The 21,499-nt window shown below is 62.5% G+C and carries 20 protein-coding genes; 6 read left to right on the top strand and 14 right to left on the bottom strand.

Annotated elements, in window-relative coordinates; all coding sequences use genetic code 11:
* Positions 1-13 precede the first annotated feature (13 nt).
* The 6 genes from G4Y73_RS10225 to rluD all read right to left on the bottom strand — a co-directional run bounded on the left by G4Y73_RS10225 (position 14) and on the right by rluD (position 7,707).
* Positions 14-1,831, bottom strand: a complete 1,818-nt coding sequence (locus G4Y73_RS10225; RefSeq protein ID WP_164231541.1) for a monovalent cation:proton antiporter-2 (CPA2) family protein — start codon at positions 1,829-1,831, stop codon at positions 14-16.
* Positions 1,832-1,855: 24 nt separating this feature from the next.
* Positions 1,856-3,142, bottom strand: a complete 1,287-nt coding sequence (gene eno, locus G4Y73_RS10220) for a phosphopyruvate hydratase (RefSeq protein WP_164231540.1) — start codon at positions 3,140-3,142, stop codon at positions 1,856-1,858.
* Between the two features lie 174 nt (positions 3,143-3,316).
* Positions 3,317-4,138 carry a 3-deoxy-8-phosphooctulonate synthase gene (kdsA, locus tag G4Y73_RS10215; RefSeq protein WP_164231539.1) on the bottom strand — a complete coding sequence of 274 codons (822 nt, stop codon included), beginning with the start codon at positions 4,136-4,138 and terminating at the stop codon, positions 3,317-3,319.
* On the bottom strand, positions 4,135-5,790 hold the full coding sequence (locus G4Y73_RS10210) for a CTP synthase (RefSeq protein WP_205596595.1): 1,656 nt from the start codon (positions 5,788-5,790) through the stop codon (positions 4,135-4,137). The genes kdsA and G4Y73_RS10210 overlap by 4 nt, the downstream gene beginning before the upstream one ends.
* Before the next feature lie 308 nt (positions 5,791-6,098).
* Positions 6,099-6,770 carry a peptidoglycan editing factor PgeF gene (gene pgeF, locus G4Y73_RS10205; protein ID WP_164231538.1) on the bottom strand — a complete coding sequence of 224 codons (672 nt, stop codon included), beginning with the start codon at positions 6,768-6,770 and terminating at the stop codon, positions 6,099-6,101.
* Positions 6,757-7,707, bottom strand: coding sequence for a 23S rRNA pseudouridine(1911/1915/1917) synthase RluD (gene rluD, locus G4Y73_RS10200; RefSeq protein WP_164231537.1), 951 nt, complete (start codon positions 7,705-7,707; stop codon positions 6,757-6,759). The genes pgeF and rluD overlap by 14 nt, the downstream gene beginning before the upstream one ends.
* A gap of 84 nt (positions 7,708-7,791) precedes the next feature.
* Here rluD and G4Y73_RS10195 point away from each other — a divergent pair, with 84 nt between their 5' ends.
* Together G4Y73_RS10195 and G4Y73_RS10190 are read left to right on the top strand one after the other, a co-directional pair.
* Positions 7,792-8,601 carry an outer membrane protein assembly factor BamD gene (locus G4Y73_RS10195; protein WP_164231536.1) on the top strand — a complete coding sequence of 270 codons (810 nt, stop codon included), beginning with the start codon at positions 7,792-7,794 and terminating at the stop codon, positions 8,599-8,601.
* A gap of 36 nt (positions 8,602-8,637) precedes the next feature.
* The gene (locus G4Y73_RS10190; RefSeq protein WP_164231535.1) at positions 8,638-9,525 is read left to right on the top strand and encodes a farnesyl diphosphate synthase; all 888 of its coding nucleotides are present in this window, start codon (positions 8,638-8,640) and stop codon (positions 9,523-9,525) included.
* On the opposite strand, the gene trmB is transcribed toward G4Y73_RS10190, so the two are convergent.
* From trmB to G4Y73_RS10150, 8 genes are all read right to left on the bottom strand, one after another.
* Complete coding sequence (gene trmB / locus G4Y73_RS10185) at positions 9,509-10,192, bottom strand: tRNA (guanosine(46)-N7)-methyltransferase TrmB (RefSeq protein WP_164231534.1); 684 nt, start codon at positions 10,190-10,192, stop codon at positions 9,509-9,511. The genes G4Y73_RS10190 and trmB overlap by 17 nt on opposite strands.
* A gap of 46 nt (positions 10,193-10,238) precedes the next feature.
* Positions 10,239-11,033: a thiazole synthase gene (locus G4Y73_RS10180; protein ID WP_164231533.1), complete on the bottom strand. Its 795-nt coding sequence runs from the start codon at positions 11,031-11,033 to the stop codon at positions 10,239-10,241.
* Positions 11,034-11,036: 3 nt separating this feature from the next.
* Positions 11,037-11,237 carry a sulfur carrier protein ThiS gene (thiS, locus tag G4Y73_RS10175; RefSeq protein WP_164231532.1) on the bottom strand — a complete coding sequence of 67 codons (201 nt, stop codon included), beginning with the start codon at positions 11,235-11,237 and terminating at the stop codon, positions 11,037-11,039.
* Positions 11,215-12,108 (bottom strand): EamA family transporter, encoded by an 894-nt coding sequence (locus G4Y73_RS10170; RefSeq protein WP_164231531.1) that lies wholly within the window; start codon positions 12,106-12,108, stop codon positions 11,215-11,217. Before G4Y73_RS10170 ends, thiS begins: the two co-directional genes overlap by 23 nt.
* Positions 12,105-13,436 carry an amidohydrolase family protein gene (locus G4Y73_RS10165; RefSeq protein WP_164231530.1) on the bottom strand — a complete coding sequence of 444 codons (1,332 nt, stop codon included), beginning with the start codon at positions 13,434-13,436 and terminating at the stop codon, positions 12,105-12,107. Before G4Y73_RS10165 ends, G4Y73_RS10170 begins: the two co-directional genes overlap by 4 nt.
* 128 nt (positions 13,437-13,564) lie before the next feature.
* Positions 13,565-14,155, bottom strand: a complete 591-nt coding sequence (locus G4Y73_RS10160) for a hypothetical protein (protein ID WP_164231529.1) — start codon at positions 14,153-14,155, stop codon at positions 13,565-13,567.
* A gap of 73 nt (positions 14,156-14,228) precedes the next feature.
* A complete protein-coding gene (locus G4Y73_RS10155) occupies positions 14,229-14,513 on the bottom strand; it encodes a HigA family addiction module antitoxin (RefSeq protein ID WP_164231528.1) in 285 nt (94 codons plus the stop codon).
* An 8-nt stretch (positions 14,514-14,521) separates the two neighbouring features.
* Positions 14,522-14,800 (bottom strand): type II toxin-antitoxin system RelE/ParE family toxin, encoded by a 279-nt coding sequence (locus tag G4Y73_RS10150; RefSeq protein ID WP_164231527.1) that lies wholly within the window; start codon positions 14,798-14,800, stop codon positions 14,522-14,524.
* 150 nt (positions 14,801-14,950) lie between these two features.
* Here G4Y73_RS10150 and G4Y73_RS10145 point away from each other — a divergent pair, with 150 nt between their 5' ends.
* From G4Y73_RS10145 to G4Y73_RS10130, 4 genes are all read left to right on the top strand, one after another.
* Positions 14,951-15,889 carry a magnesium chelatase domain-containing protein gene (locus G4Y73_RS10145; protein ID WP_164231526.1) on the top strand — a complete coding sequence of 313 codons (939 nt, stop codon included), beginning with the start codon at positions 14,951-14,953 and terminating at the stop codon, positions 15,887-15,889.
* A 222-nt stretch (positions 15,890-16,111) separates the two neighbouring features.
* Entirely contained in the window at positions 16,112-18,088 is a 1,977-nt protein-coding gene (locus G4Y73_RS10140) for a hypothetical protein (protein WP_164231525.1), read from the top strand.
* A gap of 31 nt (positions 18,089-18,119) precedes the next feature.
* Positions 18,120-19,586, top strand: a complete 1,467-nt coding sequence (locus tag G4Y73_RS10135) for a S1 family peptidase (protein WP_164231524.1) — start codon at positions 18,120-18,122, stop codon at positions 19,584-19,586.
* 390 nt (positions 19,587-19,976) lie between these two features.
* Positions 19,977-21,485 (top strand): YifB family Mg chelatase-like AAA ATPase, encoded by a 1,509-nt coding sequence (locus tag G4Y73_RS10130; protein ID WP_164231523.1) that lies wholly within the window; start codon positions 19,977-19,979, stop codon positions 21,483-21,485.
* Positions 21,486-21,499 lie beyond the last annotated feature (14 nt).

Below are 21,499 nucleotides of genomic sequence, written 5' to 3'. Positions count from 1 at the left end.
GCATCGATGCTATTCAGTCGCGCTGCCTGGAATCGCTCCCTTCTTCGCCTTCGCGGAGCAATCTGCGGTCTTCGCTGAAGAGCTCCTCGAGCTGTTCGCGGCTCTTGCGCTCGATGCGGGCCAGGCGCTCCTGGTCACCACGATGCTCGACCTGCTCGCGCAAAGTAGCCTCGTCGTGCTCGACAAAACGATCGACGTAGTGATCGGCCTTGCGCACCCCCAGCGCGTAGAGCGCATTGCGCGCCAGCGCCAGGCTCGACAGCCAGGTTTCGCGAATCACCTCGTCGACGCCCAGAGCCATCAGCTCCATGGCGTGGTCGCGATTGCGGGCACGGGCCAGGATCTTCAGTTCCGGAAAATGCCGCCGCACCATCTGGGCGGTCTGGATCGAGCGTTCCGGATCGGAGATGGTGAGAATGAACAGTTGCGCCTCGGCGGCCCCTGCGGCACGCAGTACGTCAAGGCGATTGGCATCGCCGTAAAAAATCTTGTGTCCGAACTTGCGCACGAATTCGACGTGCTCGGGGTTGTTATCCAGGGCCGTGAAGTGAATGCCCAGCATCGACAGGTTGCGGCCCACGATCTGCCCCACCCGGCCGAATCCGGCGATGATCACGCGCGGTTCGCCATGGTCGTCGGGAATTCTGTCCGGCTCGGGCTCGGGCTCCGAGCTCGCCAGCCAGGGCTGCAGCAGCTTCTCGTTGATGACGTACATCAGCGGCGTGAGCGCCATCGAGATCGTGACGGCCACGATCAGGGGATCGACCAGGCCGGAGCCCATCACCCCTTCGGTCACGGCCACCGCGAACAGGATGAAAGCGAACTCACCGGCCTGGGGCAGCGCCATGGCCAGCGCCGCGGTCGAGGCCCGGTTCAGGCCGGCGATGCGTCCCACCACCAGGAGGGCAAGCACCTTGACGCTCATGATCACGCCCACCAGACCGAGAATCGAAAGGGGTGAAGCCATCACCCGACCGAAATCGATCGACATGCCCACCGCGATAAAGAACAGACCCAGCAACAGGCCCTTGAACGGATCGATTGCGGCTTCGATCTCGTGGCGGTATTCCGAGTCGGCCAGCAGCACGCCCGCCAGGAAGGCACCCAGGGCCATACTCAGACCGGCATAGTCGGCCAGCGCCGCAGTCCCGAGCACCACCAGCAGCGCCATCGCCACGAACACTTCGGGCACGCCGGTGGCGGCGATGGCACGCAGGGTCGGGCGGAGCAGGAAACGACCGGCCAGGATCAGACCGGCAATCACGGCGGCCGCCTGCAGCAGTCCGAAGACAATGGAACCGTCCACCTCGGACCCGAGCTCACCGGCGGCAAACAGCGGAATGATGGCCAGCAGCGGAATGACCGCGATGTCCTGCATCAGCAGGATGCCGAAGGCCTGCCGGCCGTGGGGCGCGGCCAACTGCTTCTTCTCGGCCAGGATCTGCACACCCATCGCCGTCGACGACAGCGACAGGACGACGGCGATCAGCAGGCCGATCCACAAGCTGCCGGACCACCAGGCCGCTAGCGGCCACAGCAGCAGGGTCGTAATCAGAAGCTGCATCGAGCCGACAAAGAAAACGATGCGGCGAAGCACCCGCAGCCTGGAAGGCTTCAGTTCCAGGCCGATCAGGAACAGCAGCAGTACAACGCCGAGCTCGGAAAAATGCAGGATGGTATCGACATTGTCGATCAGGCCCAGCACCCAGGGACCGATCAGTACGCCGGCGGCCAGAAAACCCAGCACCGCACCCAGGCCCGACCAGCGGGCCAGCGGCACCATGACCACCGCGGCAGCCAGGAAGATGATGACCTCGGCCAGCATGCTCATGCCGGTCGAGTTTCCCCAGTTAGGTCAGTCGAGAAAACGCGCAAAGACATACCGGCCATCATAGCGCGCGGCATCTCCCAGGCGCGCGTTGATGCGCAGCAACTGGTTGTACTTGGCCACCCGGTCGGAACGACACAGCGAGCCGGTCTTGATCTGCCCGGCATTGCTGGCTACGGCCAGGTCGGCAATGGTCACGTCCTCGGTCTCGCCGGAGCGGTGCGAGATGATGGTCCCGAAGCCGGCATTGCGCGCCATGGCAATGGCGTCCAGGGTTTCCGACAGGGTGCCGATCTGGTTGGGCTTGATCAGGATAGCGTTGCCGATGTGCTCGTCGATGCCGCGTTTCAGGATGGCGGTGTTGGTCACGAACAGATCGTCGCCGACCAGCTGCACCTTGCCGCCGATGCTCTGCGTCAGTTCGGCCCAACCGTCCCAATCGTCCTCGCTCATGCCGTCCTCGATCGAAATGACCGGGTAGCGGTCGACGATATCGGCCAGGTAATCGACGAACTCGGTGCTGTCGAAGGCACGGCCCTCGGCGTCGAGTACGTACTGTCCGTCGCGGCAGAACTCACTCGAGGCCACGTCCAGGGCTAGGTAGATGTCTTTTCCGGGCTCGTAACCGGCCTCGGTGATGGCGGTCATCAGCAGTTCGAGTGCGGCCTCGTTGGACGACAGGTCCGGGGCGAAACCGCCCTCGTCGCCGACCGCCGTGTTGAGCCCGCGCTGGCGAAGGATCGCCTTGAGGGCATGAAACACCTCGGTACCGGCCTGCAGGGCGGACGGAAAGTCCGGCAGGCCCACCGGCATGATCATGAATTCCTGGATATCGACGCGGTTGTCGGCATGCGCCCCGCCATTGAGGATATTCATCATCGGCACCGGCAGGCTGGCCTGCTGGCCGGAGTTGGCGAGCAGGTATTCCCACAGGGCCTGGTCCTTTGCTGCCGCAGCCGCGTGGGCAACGGCCAGGGACACGCCCAGCAGGGCATTGGCGCCCAGGCGCGACTTGTTGTCGCTGCCGTCGAGATCGATCAGGGTCTTGTCGATGCCGGCCTGGTCGGTCGCATCCATGCCCTTGATTGCCGCGGCGATCTCGCCGTTGACGTGGGATACCGCCTGACGCACACCCTTGCCGCCATAACGCTTGTCCCCGTCGCGCAACTCGACCGCCTCGCGCGCGCCAGTCGAGGCGCCGGAGGGCACCGCCGCCCGACCGACGTGGCCACCCTCGACCGTGACCTCGGCCTCCAGCGTCGGGTTGCCACGAGAATCGAGAATTTCGAGTGCTTGGATGTGCGTGATCTTCATGGCTCTTCCAGTTTTAAGTCTTGTCGTTTTTGAAACCGCAGATTTCGCAGATTCCCGCAGATTCAAGTGAATTGAAGTTGCCAGCAAGGTCGATGCTCAATGACACACGGATCGAGATTCGCCTGTCATAAATCATCTGATTTCAATCTGCGTCAATCTGCGTAATCTGCGGTTTCACAAATTCCCATGCGACTTGACGACCCGATCGATGGCAACCAGCGATTCGAGCAGGCCTTCCATGTCGGACAGCCTCATCGAGTTGGGGCCGTCGCACAGGGCCTCTTCGGGCTTGGGGTGCGTTTCGCAGAACACGCCGGCCACGCCCACGCCGACTGCGGCGCGGGCCAGCACCGGGATGTATTCGCGCATACCGCCGGAGGACTCGCCCTGCCCGCCCGGCAGTTGCACCGAGTGGGTGGCGTCGAAAACTACCGGGCAGCCGGTCTCGCGCATGATCGCCAGCGAGCGCATGTCGACCACCAGGTTGTTGTAGCCGAAGCTGAAGCCGCGCTCGCACACCATCAGCTCGTCGTTACCGGTCTCGCGCGCCTTCTCGACGACCTTGCTCATCTCCCAGGGCGAGAGGAACTGACCCTTCTTGATGTTGACCGGCTTGCCGGCCCGCGCCACGTTCTGGATGAAGTTGGTCTGACGGCACAGAAATGCCGGTGTCTGCAGTACGTCGACCACCGCAGCGACTTCATCGATCGGCGTGTCTTCGTGCACGTCGGTAATCACCGGCACACCAATTTGTGACTGTACCGCCTGCAGAATCTTCAGCCCCTCTTCCAGGCCGGGCCCACGGTAGCTCTTGACCGAAGTGCGGTTGGCCTTGTCGAACGAACCCTTGAACACGTAGGGAATGCCCAGGCGCTGGGTGACTTCCTTGAGATGGCCCGCCACTTCCAGGCACATCGCCTCCGATTCCAGGGTGTCGGGCCCGGCAATCAGGAACAGCGGCTGGTCGAGGCCGACTTCGACTCCGGCGAGTTTCATGCCTCCACTGCCCTGGGTGGCTTGCCGCTCGCCTTGTCCTGCTGCGCCAGCGCTGCACGAATGAAGCCGGCGAACAGCGGATGGCCGTCGCGCGGCGTGGAGGTGAACTCCGGATGGAACTGGCAGGCGACGAACCAGGGGTGGTCAGGCAGTTCGACCATTTCGACCAGCATGTCGTCGACCGAGAAGCCGACCAGCTGCATGCCGCCCTCAACGATGCGCTCACGGTAAGCGTTGTTGAACTCGTAGCGATGGCGATGGCGCTCCACGATCTCGTCGGCGCCGTAGAGCTTGCGCGAGAGCGAACCGGAAACCAGCTTGCAGCGTTGCGCACCCAGGCGCATGGTACCGCCCAGGTCGACGTTCTCGTCGCGCAGCTCGCGCCGGCCCTTCTCGTCGAGCCACTCGGTAATCAGGCCGATGACCGGGTGCTTCGCCTCCAGCTCAAACTCGGTGGAGTTGGCACCCTCGAGGCCGCAGACATTACGGGCGAACTCGACCACCGCCGCCTGCAAGCCCAGGCAAATGCCGAGATAAGGAATGCCGTTCTCGCGCGCATAGCGAATGGCGGATATCTTGCCCTCGAAGCCGCGCTGACCGAACCCGCCCGGCACCAGGATGGCATCGGCATCTTCGAGGATGCCGACGCCGTTGGACTCGATCTCTTCGGATTCGACCGGCTTGATCTTCACCTTGACCCACTCCTCGAAGCCTCCGGCCAGCAGGGCTTCGTTGAGCGACTTGTAGGCGTCGGCGTGCTCGACGTACTTGCCCACCATTGCCACGGTCACTTCATGCTTGGGACGGGTCTGGCGCTCGACCACCTCTTCCCAGTCGGAGAGATCCGGCGGCGGCGCCTTGATACCGAGCCGCTCGAGCACAAATCGATCCAGGCCCTGGCGGTGGTAGAACAGCGGAATCTTGTAGATCGAGTCGACGTCTACAGCCGAGATGACCGCCTCGTAGGAGACGTTGGTGAACAACGCGATCTTCTTGCGCTCCTCGTCGGAAATCATGCGTTCGCAGCGACACAGCAGCACGTCGGGCTGGATGCCGATCGATCGCAGTTCCTTGACCGAGTGCTGGGTCGGCTTGGTCTTGATCTCATTCGCGGCTTTCAGGTACGGCACCAAAGTAAGATGCATAAACAGCGCCTGGCGACCGTACTCGCTGCCGAGCTGGCGAATCGCTTCGAGAAACGGCAGTGATTCGATGTCGCCGACCGTACCGCCGATCTCGATCAGGGCCACGTCGTAGCCCTCGACGGCCTGGTTGACCGAATCCTTGATCTCGTCGGTGATGTGCGGGATGACCTGGACGGTCGAACCGAGGTAATCGCCGCGGCGTTCCTTGGCGATGACGTTGGCGTAGATCTTGCCGGTGGTGAAGTTGTTGCGCTGGGTCATGCGCGTGCGCACAAAGCGCTCGTAATGGCCCAGGTCGAGGTCGGTTTCGGCACCATCCTCGGTGACGAACACCTCGCCGTGCTGGAACGGGCTCATCGTGCCCGGATCGACATTGATATAGGGATCGAGTTTCAGCAGCGTCACGCGCAGTCCGCGCGCTTCCAGAATGGAGCCCAGCGAGGCGGCTGAAATGCCTTTTCCCAGCGATGAAACGACACCGCCGGTAACGAAAATAAGAGAGGTCATGCCCGGACATCCGTGCTGCAGTGAATCCGGGAGAGCATTGTACCCCATATCCGCAAGAAAGCCCCTCCCGGAAGCTGGCTTCGTTGCAGCGGGAACAGCCCTTCGGCGCGGGCAGGCCGTTGCGCTCCCGCGACTTGTCCCGCCGCTTCGCGTCGGGATGCCCTGCGGTACTCGGTTCGGACGGGAGTTTCCTCAACTCGCTCCGGGCCTGACGGCCCTCCGCTCAAACATCGGAAACTCTCTTTCCGTCCGAACCTGCGTTCCTCGGCTGCGTCGAAGTCGCCCAACGGCCAGCCCGCGCCGAAGGGCTATCGAGACTTCCAGATCACCGACGCCATCCGCCCGGTCCCCCCATCCCGCCTGAAGGAATAGAAGGCATCGGACTCCTCGAAGGTGCAGCGGCCACTGTCGAACACCGATACGCCGGCCGCGCGCAACTGGTGGGCGGCGATCCACTTGAGATCGGCGCGCCAGCGATCGGCGTCGGCCTGGAACGCCGCGGCCAGCACCGGGTCGTGATCGACAAAAGCCGCGCGCACTTCGCCGCCGACCTGGTAGCAGCGTCCGCAGATCGCCGGGCCGATCCAGGCGCTCAGTTCCGTGCCGGGCACCGGCAGGGCCGACAGGGTGTTGTCGATAATGCCGGCAGCGAGCGAACGCCAGCCGCCGTGAATCCCGGCGACCACGCTGGCATCTCGGTCGGCCAACAGGATGGGCAGGCAATCGGCGGTCTTGATGACCACAACCTCGCCGTCGCGGTCGGTCCAGGCGGCATCGGCTTGGATGCCCGCCCGCCAGTCGTCCAGTTGGATAACGCGCGAACCGTGTACCTGTTCGAGCCAGCACGGCTCGGCCGGCAGCCTTTGGGCCAGTCCGGCCGGATGGGTGGAGTCGACTTCCGAATCGCCCCCGCCGTCGCGCGTGGTGGTGAAAGCACCGACCCGCTCGCCCAGCGACCAGTCGGGTTCAATGACTTTCATCGCCGGCCAGCAGGTCGATCAGTCGCTGCATGTCCTCGGGCAGTGGCGCTCTGGCGCAGACCCGCTCGCCGGTTTCCGGGTGGGCAAAGCTCAGTTCGCAGGCGTGCAGAGCCTGGCGCGGAAAGCGCTGCCAGGCTGCGCGCTGGGCTTCGCTCAACCCCGCCGGAGCGCCGCGTCTTCCGTAAGCGGGATCCCCGATGATGGGGTAGCGGATATGCGCCATGTGCACGCGGATCTGGTGAGTACGGCCGGTCTCGAGCTCAACGTCGAGCAGGGTTGCGCCCTTGAGCCGTTGCGCCACCCGGTAGTGGGTGACCGCACGTCGCCCATCGTGGCGCACCACCTGGCGCCGCCGATCCACGGGATGACGACCGAGCGGCTCGTCGACCTTGCCGCCGGCAATGATCTCGCCCCAGACCAGGGCACGGTAGCGGCGCTTGATGTCGCGGTGTTTCAGCGCCGCCACCAGCGCGCGATGGCTGGCCGTGGTTCGCGCGATCAGCAGGCAGCCGCTGGTGTCCTTGTCGAGTCGGTGGACCAGCCCGGCGCGCGGCAGCGGCGCCAGGTTGGGGTCGAAGTGCAACAGCGCGTTCACCAGCGTGCCGTCGCGATTGCCCGAGCCGGGATGCACGACCAGCCCGGGCGGCTTGTTGATCACCAGGAAGGCCGGATCGTCGATCAGCACGTCGAGTGCGATCGCCTGGGGTTCGAGTTCGGCGTGGGCGACGAGTTCGGCGTCCAGCAAGACCTGCTCGCCGCCGGCCAGGCGCAGTTTCGGCTTGACCACCGCACCGTCGACCTGCACCCGTCCATCGCGTATCCAGCCTGCGATCCGGCTCCTGGAAAACTCCGGCCACAGTTCAGCCAGCGCCGCATCCAGGCGCTGGCCGGCCCGGGCGGGGTCGATCTGGTCTTGCTTGTTGACTCGCGTATTCATGTAGTCGGCCGCTGACGGACAGGATTGGCGCAGGAATGGCATAATGGCCCGCCGCAGCGTGCCATATTCAAACACGAGATCATTATGCAGAATCCCGCTTCAACTCGCCGCCTGTTTCGTCCGGCCGTGCTGATCGTCGCCGCACTGGCTCTTATGCTTTCGGCATGCAACCGCGAGGAAGTCGACGACACCATCCCGGCCGAACAGCTCTACGAGGAGGCCCATGCTTCCCTGCAGGCCAAGGCCTGGCGGCAGGCGATTGCCCGCTACAAACAGCTGACCACCCGCTATCCGTTCGGTCGCCATGCCGAGCAGGCGCAGCTGGACATGGCCTACGCACAATACAAGGCGGGAGATTCCGAGCAAGCCCTCACCTCTCTGGATCGTTTCATTCGGACCTATCCCACGCATCCGAATGTCGACTACGCCTGGTATCTCAAGGGCCTGGTCAACTACGACCAGTCGATGGGTTTCTTGCGCAAGCTGTTCCCGGGGCAGGTGGTTGACCGCGACCAGACCAGCGCCCGCCAGGCGTTCATGGAGTTCCAGGAACTGATCCGGCGCTTTCCCGAAAGCCGCTACGTGGCCGATGCCCGCCAGCGCATGGTCTTTCTGCGCAACATCATGGCCGAGCAGGACATCGTCATCGGTGAATACTATTTTCGCCGCGGTGCCTACATTGCGGCCATCCACCGGGCCGAACACGTGATCGAAAACTATCCACAGGCGCCAGCCAATATCGACGCGCTCGACCTGATGGCACGCGCCTACGACAAGCTCGAATTGGAGCAACTGGCGGCCGACACGCGCCAGGTGCTCGAGCACAACTACGGCGATGTCGATCGCACAGAGGAAAAACCGAGCTTGTGGCGCCGGCTGTGGCCGTTTGACTGATCGGTTCCCGCACTGTCTGGAAATCAACATCAGCCCATGACCGAGCCCGCATTCGCCGCTCGCGCCGATGAGTTGATCGCGCGCGTCGAGCGGGTGCTGGCCGAGCGCCTGCAGTCGCTGCCGGCGACCGGCTCGAAACTCGCCGAGGCCATGCGCTATGCCGCGCTCGACGGCGGCAAACGGCTGCGCCCCCTGCTGGTCTATGCGACCGGCGAGGCGCTGGACCTGGCGCCGGCGGCGCTCGATGCCCCTTCGGCCGCGGTCGAACTCATTCACTGCTACTCCCTGGTCCATGACGATCTGCCGGCCATGGACAACGATGCGCTGCGTCGCGGCCGGCCCACCGTTCACGTCGCCTTCGACGAGGCCACGGCGATTCTCGCCGGCGATGCCCTGCAGGCGCTGGCCTTCGAGATGCTCAGTGAAGGCGACGGTGCCGAGGCACCCCACAGCATGACCGCGATACTCGCCCGCGCCTGCGGCGTGATCGGCATGGCCGGCGGCCAGGCGCTGGACCTGAAGTTCGAGGGCGAGCGGCCCGACCAGGCCGCCGTGGAAGACATGTTCCGGCGCAAGACCGGCGCCCTGATCCGGGCCGCCGTCATGATGCCCACCGCGCTTCGTCCCGAACTGGCGCCAGCCCGGCGTGAGGCCCTGGCGCGATTCGCCGATGCCGTCGGCCTGGCCTTCCAGATCCGCGACGATCTGCTCGAAATCGAGGGCGATACCGACTCCATCGGCAAATCCTGCGACAGCGATTCGTCTCGGCAGAAAGCGAGCTGGCCGATACTGTTCGGGGTCGACGCCGCCCGGGCGCGCATCGACGAACTGGCCGCCGAAGCGGCCGAGGCGCTGACTCAGTTCGGAGAAAACACGGAGGGCCTGAGCTGGCTCGCCGAACGCCTGCTCAATCGGCGCTCCTGAGCCGGCAGAGAATATCGACGATTTCGTGGCCTTTCTTCTGGCCGCGCTGCTCGAAATGCGTCTGCGGACGCCAGGCCGGCCGCGGCACGAAGGCATCGCCCATCAATTCAAACGCCGGCACCTGCTCGAGCGCTTCCAGCATCCATTCCGCGTAGGGTTTCCAGTCGGTGGCCAGATGCAGCAAGCCACCGGGGCGCAGCTTCGCGGCAAGGCGCTCCAGAACCGGGGGCTGAATCAGGCGCCGCTTGTGATGGCGCTTTTTGGGCCAAGGGTCGGGAAAATAGATCCGGACTTCATCGAGGCTGGCCGGCACAACCTGCTCGTCGAGCACTTCAACAGCATCGCGCATGGCCACACGCACGTTGCCCAGCCCGGCCTCATCGACACTCTTGAGCAAGCGCCCCACCCCCGGCTCGTGCACCTCGATGCCGACAAAGTTTTTCTCGGCCTCGTTAGCCGCCATCCAGGCCAGGGCCTGACCATTGCCGAAACCAATCTCGACCACCAGCGGCGCCTCCCGCTCGAAGGCCGTACGCAGGTCGGTCAGGTCCGGCTCAATGCCGTAGCGCGGCAGCAGTTCATCAAGCGCCCGCTTCTGCCCCGGCGTCAGGCGTCCGGGTCGGCGAACAAAGCTACGGATTCGGCGGAGACGGGGTTGATCATTCATGTCGAAGTCGAACCAGCAAACGAGCTAACCAGCGAACCAGCCAACCTCAAAAGAACGTACCCTCAATCGGCGACGAGGCCGAAGCATAGCGTTTCTTCGGGATGCGCCCGGCCAGGTAGGCCTCGCGGCCGGCTTCGATCGCCAGCTTCATGGCACGGGCCATGCGCACCGGGTCCTTCGCGCCGGCGATGGCGGTGTTCATCAGCACGCCGTCGCAGCCCAGTTCCATGGCAATGGCCGCGTCCGAAGCCGTGCCGACGCCGGCATCGACCAGCACCGGCACGCTCGTGTTCTCCACGATCTCGAGGATGTTCCAGTGGTTCTGGATGCCCAGGCCCGAACCGATCGGGGCGGCCAGCGGCATCACGGCCACGCAGCCCATTTCCTCGAAGCGCCGCGCCAGGATCGGGTCGTCGTTGGTGTAGACCATCACGTCGAAGCCGTCGGCGATCAGGGTCTCGGCGGCCTTGAGTGTCTCGACCACGTCGGGAAAGAGCGTGCGCTTGTCGCCGAGCACCTCGAGCTTGACCAGCGAATGGCCATCCAGCAGCTCGCGCGCCAGGCGGCAGGTACGCACCGCATCGTCGGCCGTGAAGCAGCCGGCCGTGTTGGGCAGGATGGTATAGCGTTCGGTCGGCAGCACCTCGAGCAGATTGGGCTCGTCGGGGTCCTGCCCGATATTGGATCGGCGGATCGCCACGGTGACGATTTCGGCGCCGGCGGCCTCGGTGGCCGCGCGGGTCTCTTCCAGGTCGGCGTACTTGCCGGTGCCGGTCAGCAGGCGTGACTGGTAGGTCCGGCCGGCGATGACCAGCGGCCGGTCTTCAGGGGTACTCGCCATGGCTCAACCGCCTCCGATGGCCTGGACGATTTCGATGCGGTCGCCGTCGTTGACCGTGACCTCCGCATGCAGGGACTTCGGCACCAGCTCGCCGTTACGCTCCACGGCGACACGCTTGTCACCGTAGCCAAGTTCCTCGAGCAGGCCGGTCACCGTCAGGTTATCGGACATTTCCCGGGTTTCACCGTTTACTTGCAGTTCCATGACCCGTATTGTACCGGCCCGCCGGCATCGACGGGCCACGAGAGACCCAGACCGCGGCCACGATGACGGCGCTGCCCAGCAGCAGCCGCAGCCAGTCCGCGTCGCGATTCCAGAACACGACGTTAATCAGAATGCCGGCGGGAATGAGCATGTTGTTCATGGCCGCGAGTACACCGGTATTGACCCGCTTCGCGCCCAGGTTCCAGCCCAGGTAACCGAGGCCGGAGGCGCCCAGCCCCAGCCAGAGCAGGACACCCCATTGCAGGGAAGTCTGCGGCCAGCGGGAATGATCGGCGAACAGCAGCAGGCTCAGGGCGGCCACCAGCGTGGCGCCGAGGAAGAAAAAGCCGAAACTCTGCACCTGAGAGACCGTATCGCCCAGCTCGAGCCGCTTGTAGGCGACCTGTCCGGCGGCAAAACACAGGTTGGCCGCCTGCACCAGCGCCAGACCGAACAGGAAGTCCCCGCCGATCGAGCCGACGCGGATCACCGCCGCCCCGGCCACGGCCAGGGCCGCCGCCAGCCAGAAGCGCCCCGGCAGGTGACGCCGGCCGATCCAGAGCTCGTCGATCAGGGTCACGTACAGCGGGGTAAAGATCGTGAACAGCAAAAGCTCGGGCACGCTCAGATAGCCATAGGCGTGGAACAGGAACAGATACATCAGGCCGATCTGCACCGCACCGATTGCCATCAGGGCCAGGGCCGTTCGACCAGCCACGCGGGTGCGCAGCAATAGCGGCGCGAACACCGCCAGAGCCAGCACCACGCGCAGAAATACCGACACGAAATTGTCGACTTCACCGGACAGGTACACCCCGATCAGCGAAAAGCTGAACGCCCAGCCGAGCGTGACGATCCACAGCAGGGTCATGGACGCGTTCCGGACGCCGGTCGGCGGTGAATGCGACCGTCCACGATCACCCAGCGGATATCGCCCACGGCGGCGATGTCATCGAGGGGATTTGCGCCGAGTACCAGCAGGTCGGCGCGTTTGCCCACCTCGACCGTCCCGACCAGCGCATCCAGACCGGCGGCCCTTGCGCTGTTACGGGTGGCCGCCACCAGCGCTTCGGCCGGCGTCAGGCCGACATCCTCGACCAGGGTGCGCATTTCTATCTGGGTATTGGGCGGCGCGTGGGCATTGACCGGGAAGAAGGCATCGGTACCGACCGACACGGCCACCCCGCGCTCATGCGCCAGGCGCGTAACTGCCACGCCCCATTCAAAGGCCTGCATGGCCCACTCGATCCCCTCGGGCGGTCGATACTTCGTCATGTCGCGAAACATCGCCAGCGTGGCATCCAGCACCACACCCTTTTCGGCCATGGCATCGAGCAACTCGAGAATGCGGGGATGATCCGGCGCCACCTCCTCCCAGCGCCCGCGCGTTCGATAGTCATAGTCGGCCGGCACCTCGTCGGCAGCCGCCCAGACCAGGTAAGGCGCGTGCGAAAGCGATTGGACGCCGGCGGCAACGAGCTCCTGCGGCGATGCCGGAAACACCGTGGCGTGAGCCCAGACCATCATGTCCTGGCGCCGCGCTTCGGCCGCCAGTTCCTCGACCCGTTCGGCATCAAGATCGCCGTAGAGCTTCAGGGCATCGACGCCGGCACCTCGCGCCTGCGCCACGAGCACCGGCAATTCGACCTCACCCGAGGCGGCACGCAGCCAGGGCGCAGTCCCCGGCGCAAAGCCCGGCGCCGACTGGCTCATGGCCGGATGATCGAACAAGGTCTTGCCCCCGAAAATGGCGGAAAAACGAATCCGCGGTCCGGGCACCTGCCCGAGCTCGACGGCCCGCCGGAGTTCGGCCAGCACTCGCGCGTCGCTGCCCAGATCGCGCAGCCCGGTCACGCCGTGATCCAGCGCCCAGTCCAGGCGCTCGACCAGTTCATCCCTGGGGCGCGGCCAATTGGCCAAATGCACGTGCGTATCGATCAGGCCGGGCATCACAAACGCCCCGCCCAGGTCAATGCGGGTCACCGTGTCATCCGGTCCGGCCTGAAGTGCTTCACCATCCCCGTCAATGGCCACGATCTCGCCATCGCGAACGACCAGGCGCTCCACCGCCCTGGCCTCTTCCCCCGTACCGTCGAACAGGGTCAGATCGGTCAGCTCCAGCCACTCGGCCGCGGCTAACGGCCGCATCAGGACGGTCATCGCCGCCAGCAGAATCGCAAGTCGAATATGGATGTTCACCAGTCGTCCCGAAGCGGAAAGTCGTTCGATGATAGCCGCCCGGCAACTTCAGGCAAACTGCTTTGAATTGGCAAACATGCAATTAACGGCGAAGTGCAAGACCAGCGAACCGTTGGTGCCGATCACTATCAATGGCCTTCCAACCGCTCGCGGATTCGGTCGTTCACAAGTTTTTGGTACTTGGGCCCATAGACAAAACCCTTCTGATCACTTACACGTTCCATATTCTCTTTTAGATGCACTCGCGGACCTGTAGCCGAGCTGATAACCACACGATCAAACCTTGGATCAGAACTCACAAGTTGATCCGGATGGATATCGATTAGCACAAAGTAAAATGAGCCCGCTTCAAAATAGGCCACCGAATACTCATAGCTCGGCTGGGAACCCTCGGACCTCTGGTACGTCTTGTTAATAAGATTCTTGTACACGCGCGTCAAGTACTCGCAGGCCTTCCGATGCTCGCTATCAACCAGTGGTTCCAAACTGGTGTTCAGGGGCAGCGCATCTCCTCCGTGATACCGCCGTAACTGATCGCCGAGAACGCCAGAAATCTCCTTTTCGATTCTTGTACGACTGTCAGCGGAAACCGATGGACAAGCCGTTGCAAAGCGTGGGGGCTCATCTTGTCCGGCCCCCGCTCGCTCGGAAGCAAGGCCGCCGAAAGCGATCGAGCAGAGAATGAATGTAGAACCAATTGCAATGAATACTCTGTTCATAAGCGATGCCGAGCCCTGCTAGACACGAATTCATTCGAGTTTCCGCAGAAGTCAGCTCTGTGACTCGCGATCATCAAGCGGCTTCGCGCGGCTCGATGTGGTCAAAGCGTCCTTCTGCTCGGGCACGCGAAAGATCGTGCGCGGTCTGCAGGTTGAGCCAGAACCTGGCCTCCATACCGAAGTAGCGCTCCAGGCGCAGGGCCGTGTCGGCAGTCATGGATCGGCGCCCGGCTACCAGTTCAGAAATCCGGTTGTGGGGAACATCCAGCGCTCGCGCCAGTTCGCGGGCGGACAGACCAAACGGCACCATGAACTCTTCCCGAAGCATCTCACCGGGGTGTGTGGTCACTCTGTTCATATCGCACCTCAATGGTAATCAACGATCTCAACATCTTCGGGGCCATCGTCACTCCAGCGGAAACAAACTCTCCACTGCCTGTTGATCCGGATGCTGAATTGGCCAATTCGATCACCCTTCAGCGCCTCCAGGCAGTTGCCGGGCGGGACAGCCAATGAGCGAAGCTGGGTGACGTTGTCCAACTGATCCAGCTTGCGCAAGGCCACTTTGGCGATGGCCGAAAATCGGCGACTCTTACCCGTTTCGAACAGTTTTCGGGTTTCGTCGCAGCCGAAGCTTCGAATCATGCATGTATTGTGGTACGTATCACGTACCGATGTCAAGATCAGACTGGAGAACGGATAGCAATTTTCCTACAGCACGCTACGCCATACGGCCATCGTCAGAACGACGTGAACTGATCCATTCTGTCGGCAGGCTTTAAACGGAACGGGTTGATGGGACTGGCAACCGTGCTGTCGCGTGCCGCCGTGGGGATCGAGGCGCCGCAGGTACTCTGCGAGGTCAATCTTTCGCCGGGGCTGCCGATGGTGACCATCGTCGGCCTGCCGGAAACCGCCGTGCGCGAGAGCAAGGACCGGGTGCGTGCGGCGATGAAGAATTCGGATTTCGAACTGCCTTCCTGGCGCACCACGATATCGCTGGCCCCGGCTGATCTCCCCAAGGAAGGCGCACGTTTCGACTTGCCGATTGCCGTGGGCGTTCTGGCCGCCTCGGGCCAGGTGCCCGATGAAGAACTCAATGAATGGGAGTTTCTCGGCGAGTTGTCGCTGACCGGCCGGTTGCGCGCGGTCAAGGGCGCGCTGCCGGCCATCCTGCGGGTGCGCGAGAACGGTCGGAAACTGGTCCTGCCCCGGGCCAATGCCGAGGAAGCCGGCCTGGTCGGCGATGCCGAAATCTACCTGGCCGAGTCACTGAGCGAGGTCGCCGCAGCGCTCAACGGCCGGCAAGCGCTGGCGCGCGCGACCAAGAGCACGGAATGCAAAACCTGGAGCGGGCCGGACCTGGCCGACGTGCTGGGCCAGCACCGGGCGCGCCGGGCGCTGGAGATCGCCGCCGCCGGCGGTCACAATCTCCTGCTGATGGGCCCGCCGGGCACCGGCAAGACCCTGCTGGCCTCCCGGCTGGCAGGCATCCTGCCGCCGATGGAAGAGACCGAAGCGCTGGAAGCGGCGGCCATCGCCTCGGTCGCCGGCCGCGAGCTCGATCCGGCCACCTGGCGGCAGCGCAAGTTCCGATCGCCGCACCACACGGCATCGGGCGTGGCCCTGGTCGGCGGCGGCTGTCAATTACAACGATTAACGCTACTTTACAAGAATTTGCGCTACCGCAATCCCTTGCATGTGCCGAAGAGACACCACCAGCTATCGCGCTAATTTTGCACCCCTTTGTTCGTAGCGATCCTTCGCTCGGATTCCAGGTATCGAGTCGTGCTACACCAAGCCGGGCAACGAAAAAGCATGACCTGAGTCACGATGGTTCTCTTCGACAATTCTTGACTTGTCGTTCAAGTCTCGCGTACGTTCGAAAGGGGGGCGAGGTAATAGCAAAAGTGGTGTTGGCGCATCCAAATGAAATCCCGACCCAGGAATCTGACGATGAAGCTTGCGACCTCCGCAGGTGCATTGCGCCGTTGGCTGTGCGCCTTTGCCCTGATCCTGCCTGTTTCACCCGCACTTGCCGAAGAGTTCTCCGTCACCTCCGGCCTGAGCGCCCACTGGTTCAACCCCGATCGCAGCGGCGAGGGTCTGGTATTGGAGATACTCAGCGACGACGCGGCCCTACTCTACTGGTTCACCTACGACGAGGAGGGCAATCAGCGCTGGCTGATCGATGTCGGTGAAATCAGCGGCGACGAGATTATCTTTCCGGAACTGACCGTGACCCGCGGCGGACGATTTGGCCCGAACTTCGATCCCAATGAAGTGGAGTACGAGGTGGTTGGCGAGGCAATACTCAGCTTTTCAGATTGCGATCATGGTGAGTTCAGCTACGCGGCCTTCGACCAGAGCGAAACCATCTCCGTGGTCCGCTTGAGTCAAACCATGGCGGCAGGCTGTCAGCCCATACACGGTGTTCCGGGCCAGCCAGTACGCGAGTATGCCGGCCAGAGCGGTTCCTGGTATGACCCGACTCACAGTGGCGAAGGCTACACCCTGCAGTGGATGTCACGCGACCAGGCAGTACTGATCTGGTTCAGCTACGACCTCGACGGTAACCAGTACTGGATGATTGGCACTGGCACCTTCGAGGATGGAAAGATCGACTTTCCGGTGTTGTATTCGACCGGGGGGACAGGATTCGGCGAGGCATTCAATGCCAATGACATCGAGTACACCGAGTGGGGCTCGTTGACGCTCGATATCGATTGCGGCGGTGGAACAGCGCAGTATGACTCGGAATTCCCCGAATTTGGATTCGGCATGCTGAGCCTTGATCGCCTGACACATTTGAGCCAACCCGCTTGTCCATGGAAACCTCCACAGCTTTCGGACCTATATGAGTTGAGCGTGACCGAGATCCCCGTTGTCTATGACGGTGGGCCAACGAACATTCAGGCTCGTGATATCGCAGATGACGGAACGGTTATCGCAGTACGTGTAGGTGGGGCTGATGGCAACACGGTGTACCGTTGGCGATTTGGCGACCAGACAATGGACCAATTGGGGTCGGACTTGATCAGCACTGACCCGGTGATCGTTCCAGACTCCAGTGCGCTGTTCGCAATGGATAAGGTTTCGAGTGGAGACGTGCGTCTCAAGAGGTGGCGGGATGATACTGGTTGGCAACCACTCCAGGGCCTGATCTTCGAGAGATCGATCCTGGAGGGCGCGTCACAGGATAGAAGTCACCTGGTCGGCCGAGGTAGCGGCCCGGATATTTCTGGCGACGTCCCGTGGATCTGGAGCGCCGACAATGGACAAGTCGCGCTGAACAAGTCCGACGAAACTCCCATCGTGCGGGCATTTGCAGCCTCCAATGACGGCAGCACGGTAGTGGGTGATAGCCTGCATTTCAGTAACGGATCCGCATCAGAATGGACGGCGGGGCTCCGATGGGTTAACGACAACGAGCCGCAATTTTTGTATACCCCGAGCGGGCAACAACTGGGGCCCGCAACAAGTTGCAATTTTGACTGCAGCCTGGTGGCTGGCGGCGATACCCCTTTGGCTTTACCTGATCATCCCCATTTCCGACAGGCCTGGTATTGGAAACCCACTGGGGAATTTGGATTTCTCGGCGAATTGCCTGATACGATAGTGGCCATTCAAGACCCCCCGTACCTTCCACGTGCCATGTCCGGCGATGGCTCAATCATCGTCGGACACTACGCTACAGTGGACTCAGACGACAGGCTGCTAGCCAGGGCCTTCATTTGGACCCAAAACACCGGTATTACGTCGTCACGTTCATTGACGGAGGTTCCAGAACTGAAGGATAGCGAATGGGGCAGCATGAATGCGCGCAGCATTTCGCGCGATGGCTCGATGATACTGATCGAAGGACGGACCCCCAACCGGCCGTTTACTCGTTCAGAAACTCGTGCATACATCCTTCATCTGACACCGAAGTAATCACAAGGGGAAATGGGCTGGGAGAAGTACTGTGAAAAAGTCAATTGATCATTCAAAAATGCTGATAATTATTGCGCTAATTCTATTCGCGCCATTTGCACTTGCTGGAACAATTGGCCAGCAGACAGATATCCTAAAACAGGTGCAGGAATTATATGGCTCTACGGAAGAACAGGCCATTTTACGACTAGCTAAAGAAGCTGAGGCAACAGATTTTGCGCGAAAGATTGAAGCATCTTCGATTGCCAGTTACGCGGGCAGCTGGTTTGATGCTGAGTCGCTTTCACTTAAGGTTGCTATTTCCGATCGAAATGATGAGGACTTCGTCGAGAGAATGGGCGGTGATCCGGTTTTGGTGCAACGGAGCCTGGATGATCTTGTGAGAGCGCGAACGGCGCTCAAGTCACTGCTAGCCTCCGACACTAGGCTAGCTCACGCAATAGTTCGTATCGCTGTAAATCCTCGGATCAATGCAGTTGAAGTCGATTTCAAGGATGAAAATTCTGCTTTCATTGAAGCAGCGATGGTCGGTTTACAGATTCGCGATAGTGTACATGTAAGGGAAGTCTCAAGTTTGCCCGTATTCTCATCCGGCGCACTTCGAGGGGCGGTTCCGACTAGAAACTCAACGTGGGGAGCAAGCGACCCAGATAAGACTTTTGAGGACTTCAAATGTTCCGCCGGTTTTGCCGTTGAAGGGGGCTATGTCACGGCAGGACACTGCGGTTACGTTGGAAACGATATAGTTACTCCGACTGAAGTAGCTCTAGGAACCGTGCAGCAGTCGGATTGGGGTCCAGAGGACAGAGGCTGGGTCGATACTACGTCTGCCTGGAACCCCGTTCCGGAGGTTCAAGGTTACGGATCTGGTGTCTTTTCGATACCTGCGGAATGGGCGGGATTAGACCGAGCGCTGATCGGTAATACCGTCTGTCGATATGGTGGGACGAGCGGAGGTCCGCACTGCGGAACTATAAACGCTTGGGACGCAGAGCAGGCATTTGATTTACCGTACTATCCTTACTCCATTACCATAGACGGAGTAACTGAAGTGAATGGATCCTGCTCTGAACCTGGGGATTCCGGCGGTTCTTGGGTGGGGGCTGGCACACTACAAGCACAAGGAACTAATGTAGGAGTGGATCCAGCCGGGAGCACGTGTGAGACCGGAGCGGATAGAACATTTTTTTGGCCAGCTGATGACAGCACTGACGCATTTTCATTGACTATGCTAACCTCACATGGGGTGAACCCGCCAGTGAACACTTCTATCTGCCCTGACACGACACTCCATGCGCCAGAAAATTTTTTCTGCGCGCTGGATAACATACATTCACAAGGGTGGCCGGAAATAAGCTGGACATCGAGTACTGGTCACTCTTCGACTTCGGTGGTCTTAACGGGAACTTGCTCCTCCGGACAGCCAGTACAAGTGAATCTCGCAACAACCAACCCGTACGGAACGACACTTGATCAGTATTCCTTTACTTGCCCGTAACCCATTCCCTTGAAATCATCAGCAACCTCATATCCCCTGCCTTGAATTGGGCAGGGGATTTTTGGCTGGAGCATTACCGGCTTTCCATGGGCTAGCTGCGGGGCAGATCCCAGGTGCAGTTGTCAAGTCGCAACAATTAACGCTACTTTTCAAGAAGGAGCGCGACTAACAGACTTCACCTTCCGGGCATTACGCCCACTCATAACCCTTTGATGTAGCGGAATCGGGAAGCGGAATCGGGACACCCAGCGAATGGCGCCGAATTGCCGCCGCAGTCGCGCGATCTGCTGGCGGAATAGCAAATTTCCTACAAGCCGTCACGCGAAGCGGCTATTTCGCGGCCGCAGGTGCTTGGAGCAAGCTGTCCCCAGTCTCAACAGCGGAGTCACCATGGGCTTGGCAACCGTGCTTTCACGCGCCGCCGTCGGGATCGAGGCGCCGCAGGTGCTCTGCGAGGTCAATCTTTCGCCGGGGCTGCCGATGGTGACCATCGTCGGTCTGCCGGAAACGGCCGTGCGCGAGAGCAAGGACCGTGTGCGCGCGGCGATGAAGAACTCGGATTTTGAGCTGCCTTCCTGGCGCACCACGATATCGCTGGCCCCGGCTGATCTGCCCAAGGAAGGCGCGCGCTTCGACTTGCCGATTGCCGTCGGCGTACTGGCCGCCTCCGGCCAGGTGCCCGATGAAGAACTCCATGAATGGGAGTTTCTCGGCGAGCTGTCGCTGACCGGCCGGTTGCGCGCGGTCAAGGGTGCGCTGCCGGCCATCCTGCGGGTGCGCGAGAACGGCCGCAAACTGGTCCTGCCCCGAGCCAATGCCGAGGAAGCCGGCCTGGTCGAGGATGCCGAGATCTACCTGGCCGAATCACTGAGCGAGGTCGCCGCGGCGCTCAACGGTCGGCAGGCGCTGGCGCGCGCCACCAAGAGCACGGAATGCAGAACCTGGAGCGGCCCGGACCTGGCCGACGTGCTGGGACAACACCGCGCACGCCGGGCGCTGGAGATCGCTGCCGCCGGCGGCCACAACCTGCTTTTGATGGGTCCGCCGGGCACCGGCAAGACCCTGCTGGCCTCGCGCCTGGCCGGCATCCTGCCGCCGATGGAAGAGACCGAGGCGCTGGAAGCGGCGGCCATCGCCTCGGTCGCCGGCCGCGAGCTCGACCCGGCCACCTGGCGGCAGCGCAAGTTCCGCTCTCCGCACCACACGGCTTCGGGCGTGGCCCTGGTCGGTGGCGGCTCGAAACCGCGGCCGGGTGAAATCTCGCTGGCCCACGGCGGCGTCCTGTTCCTGGACGAACTGCCGGAGTTTTCCCGGCACGTGCTGGAGGTGCTGCGCGAACCGCTCGAATCCGGCCGCGTGGTGATCTCGCGCGCGGCGGTGCAGGCTGAATTTCCAGCCGCCTTTCAATTGGTCGCGGCGATGAATCCCTGCCCCTGCGGCTACGAGGGCGATCCCTCGGGGCGCTGCAACTGCACGCCCGACCAGATCCGCCGCTACCGCGACCGCATTTCCGGGCCGCTGCTCGATCGCATCGACCTGCACGTGGACGTGCCGCACCAGTCCCTCAAAGACCTGCCGCAGGGCGAACCATCGGCGACCGTGCGCGAGCGGGTGCTCTTTGCACGCAAACGTCAGTCGGCACGTGGCCGCATCAACGCCCGCCTGGATATCAACGGCATCCGCGAGCACTGCGCGCTCGATGAGCGCTGTGCCGGGCTGCTCGAAACGGCCTGCGAGCGGTTGCGCCTGTCGGCCCGGGCGCACCATCGCATCCTGCGCGTGGCGCGCACCATTGCCGATCTCGACGGCGCCGCCGACATCGATGCGCGCCATCTGAGCGAGGCGGTCGGCTACCGGCAACTCGATCGGCGCCAGGACGTCCTGGCACACACCGCCTGAACATCACGCCGGCC

It is taken from the genome of Wenzhouxiangella sp. XN201, assembly GCF_011008905.1.
Classification (GTDB): Bacteria; Pseudomonadota; Gammaproteobacteria; order Xanthomonadales; family Wenzhouxiangellaceae; genus Wenzhouxiangella.
This window is presented reverse-complemented; position numbering and strand designations above follow the sequence as displayed.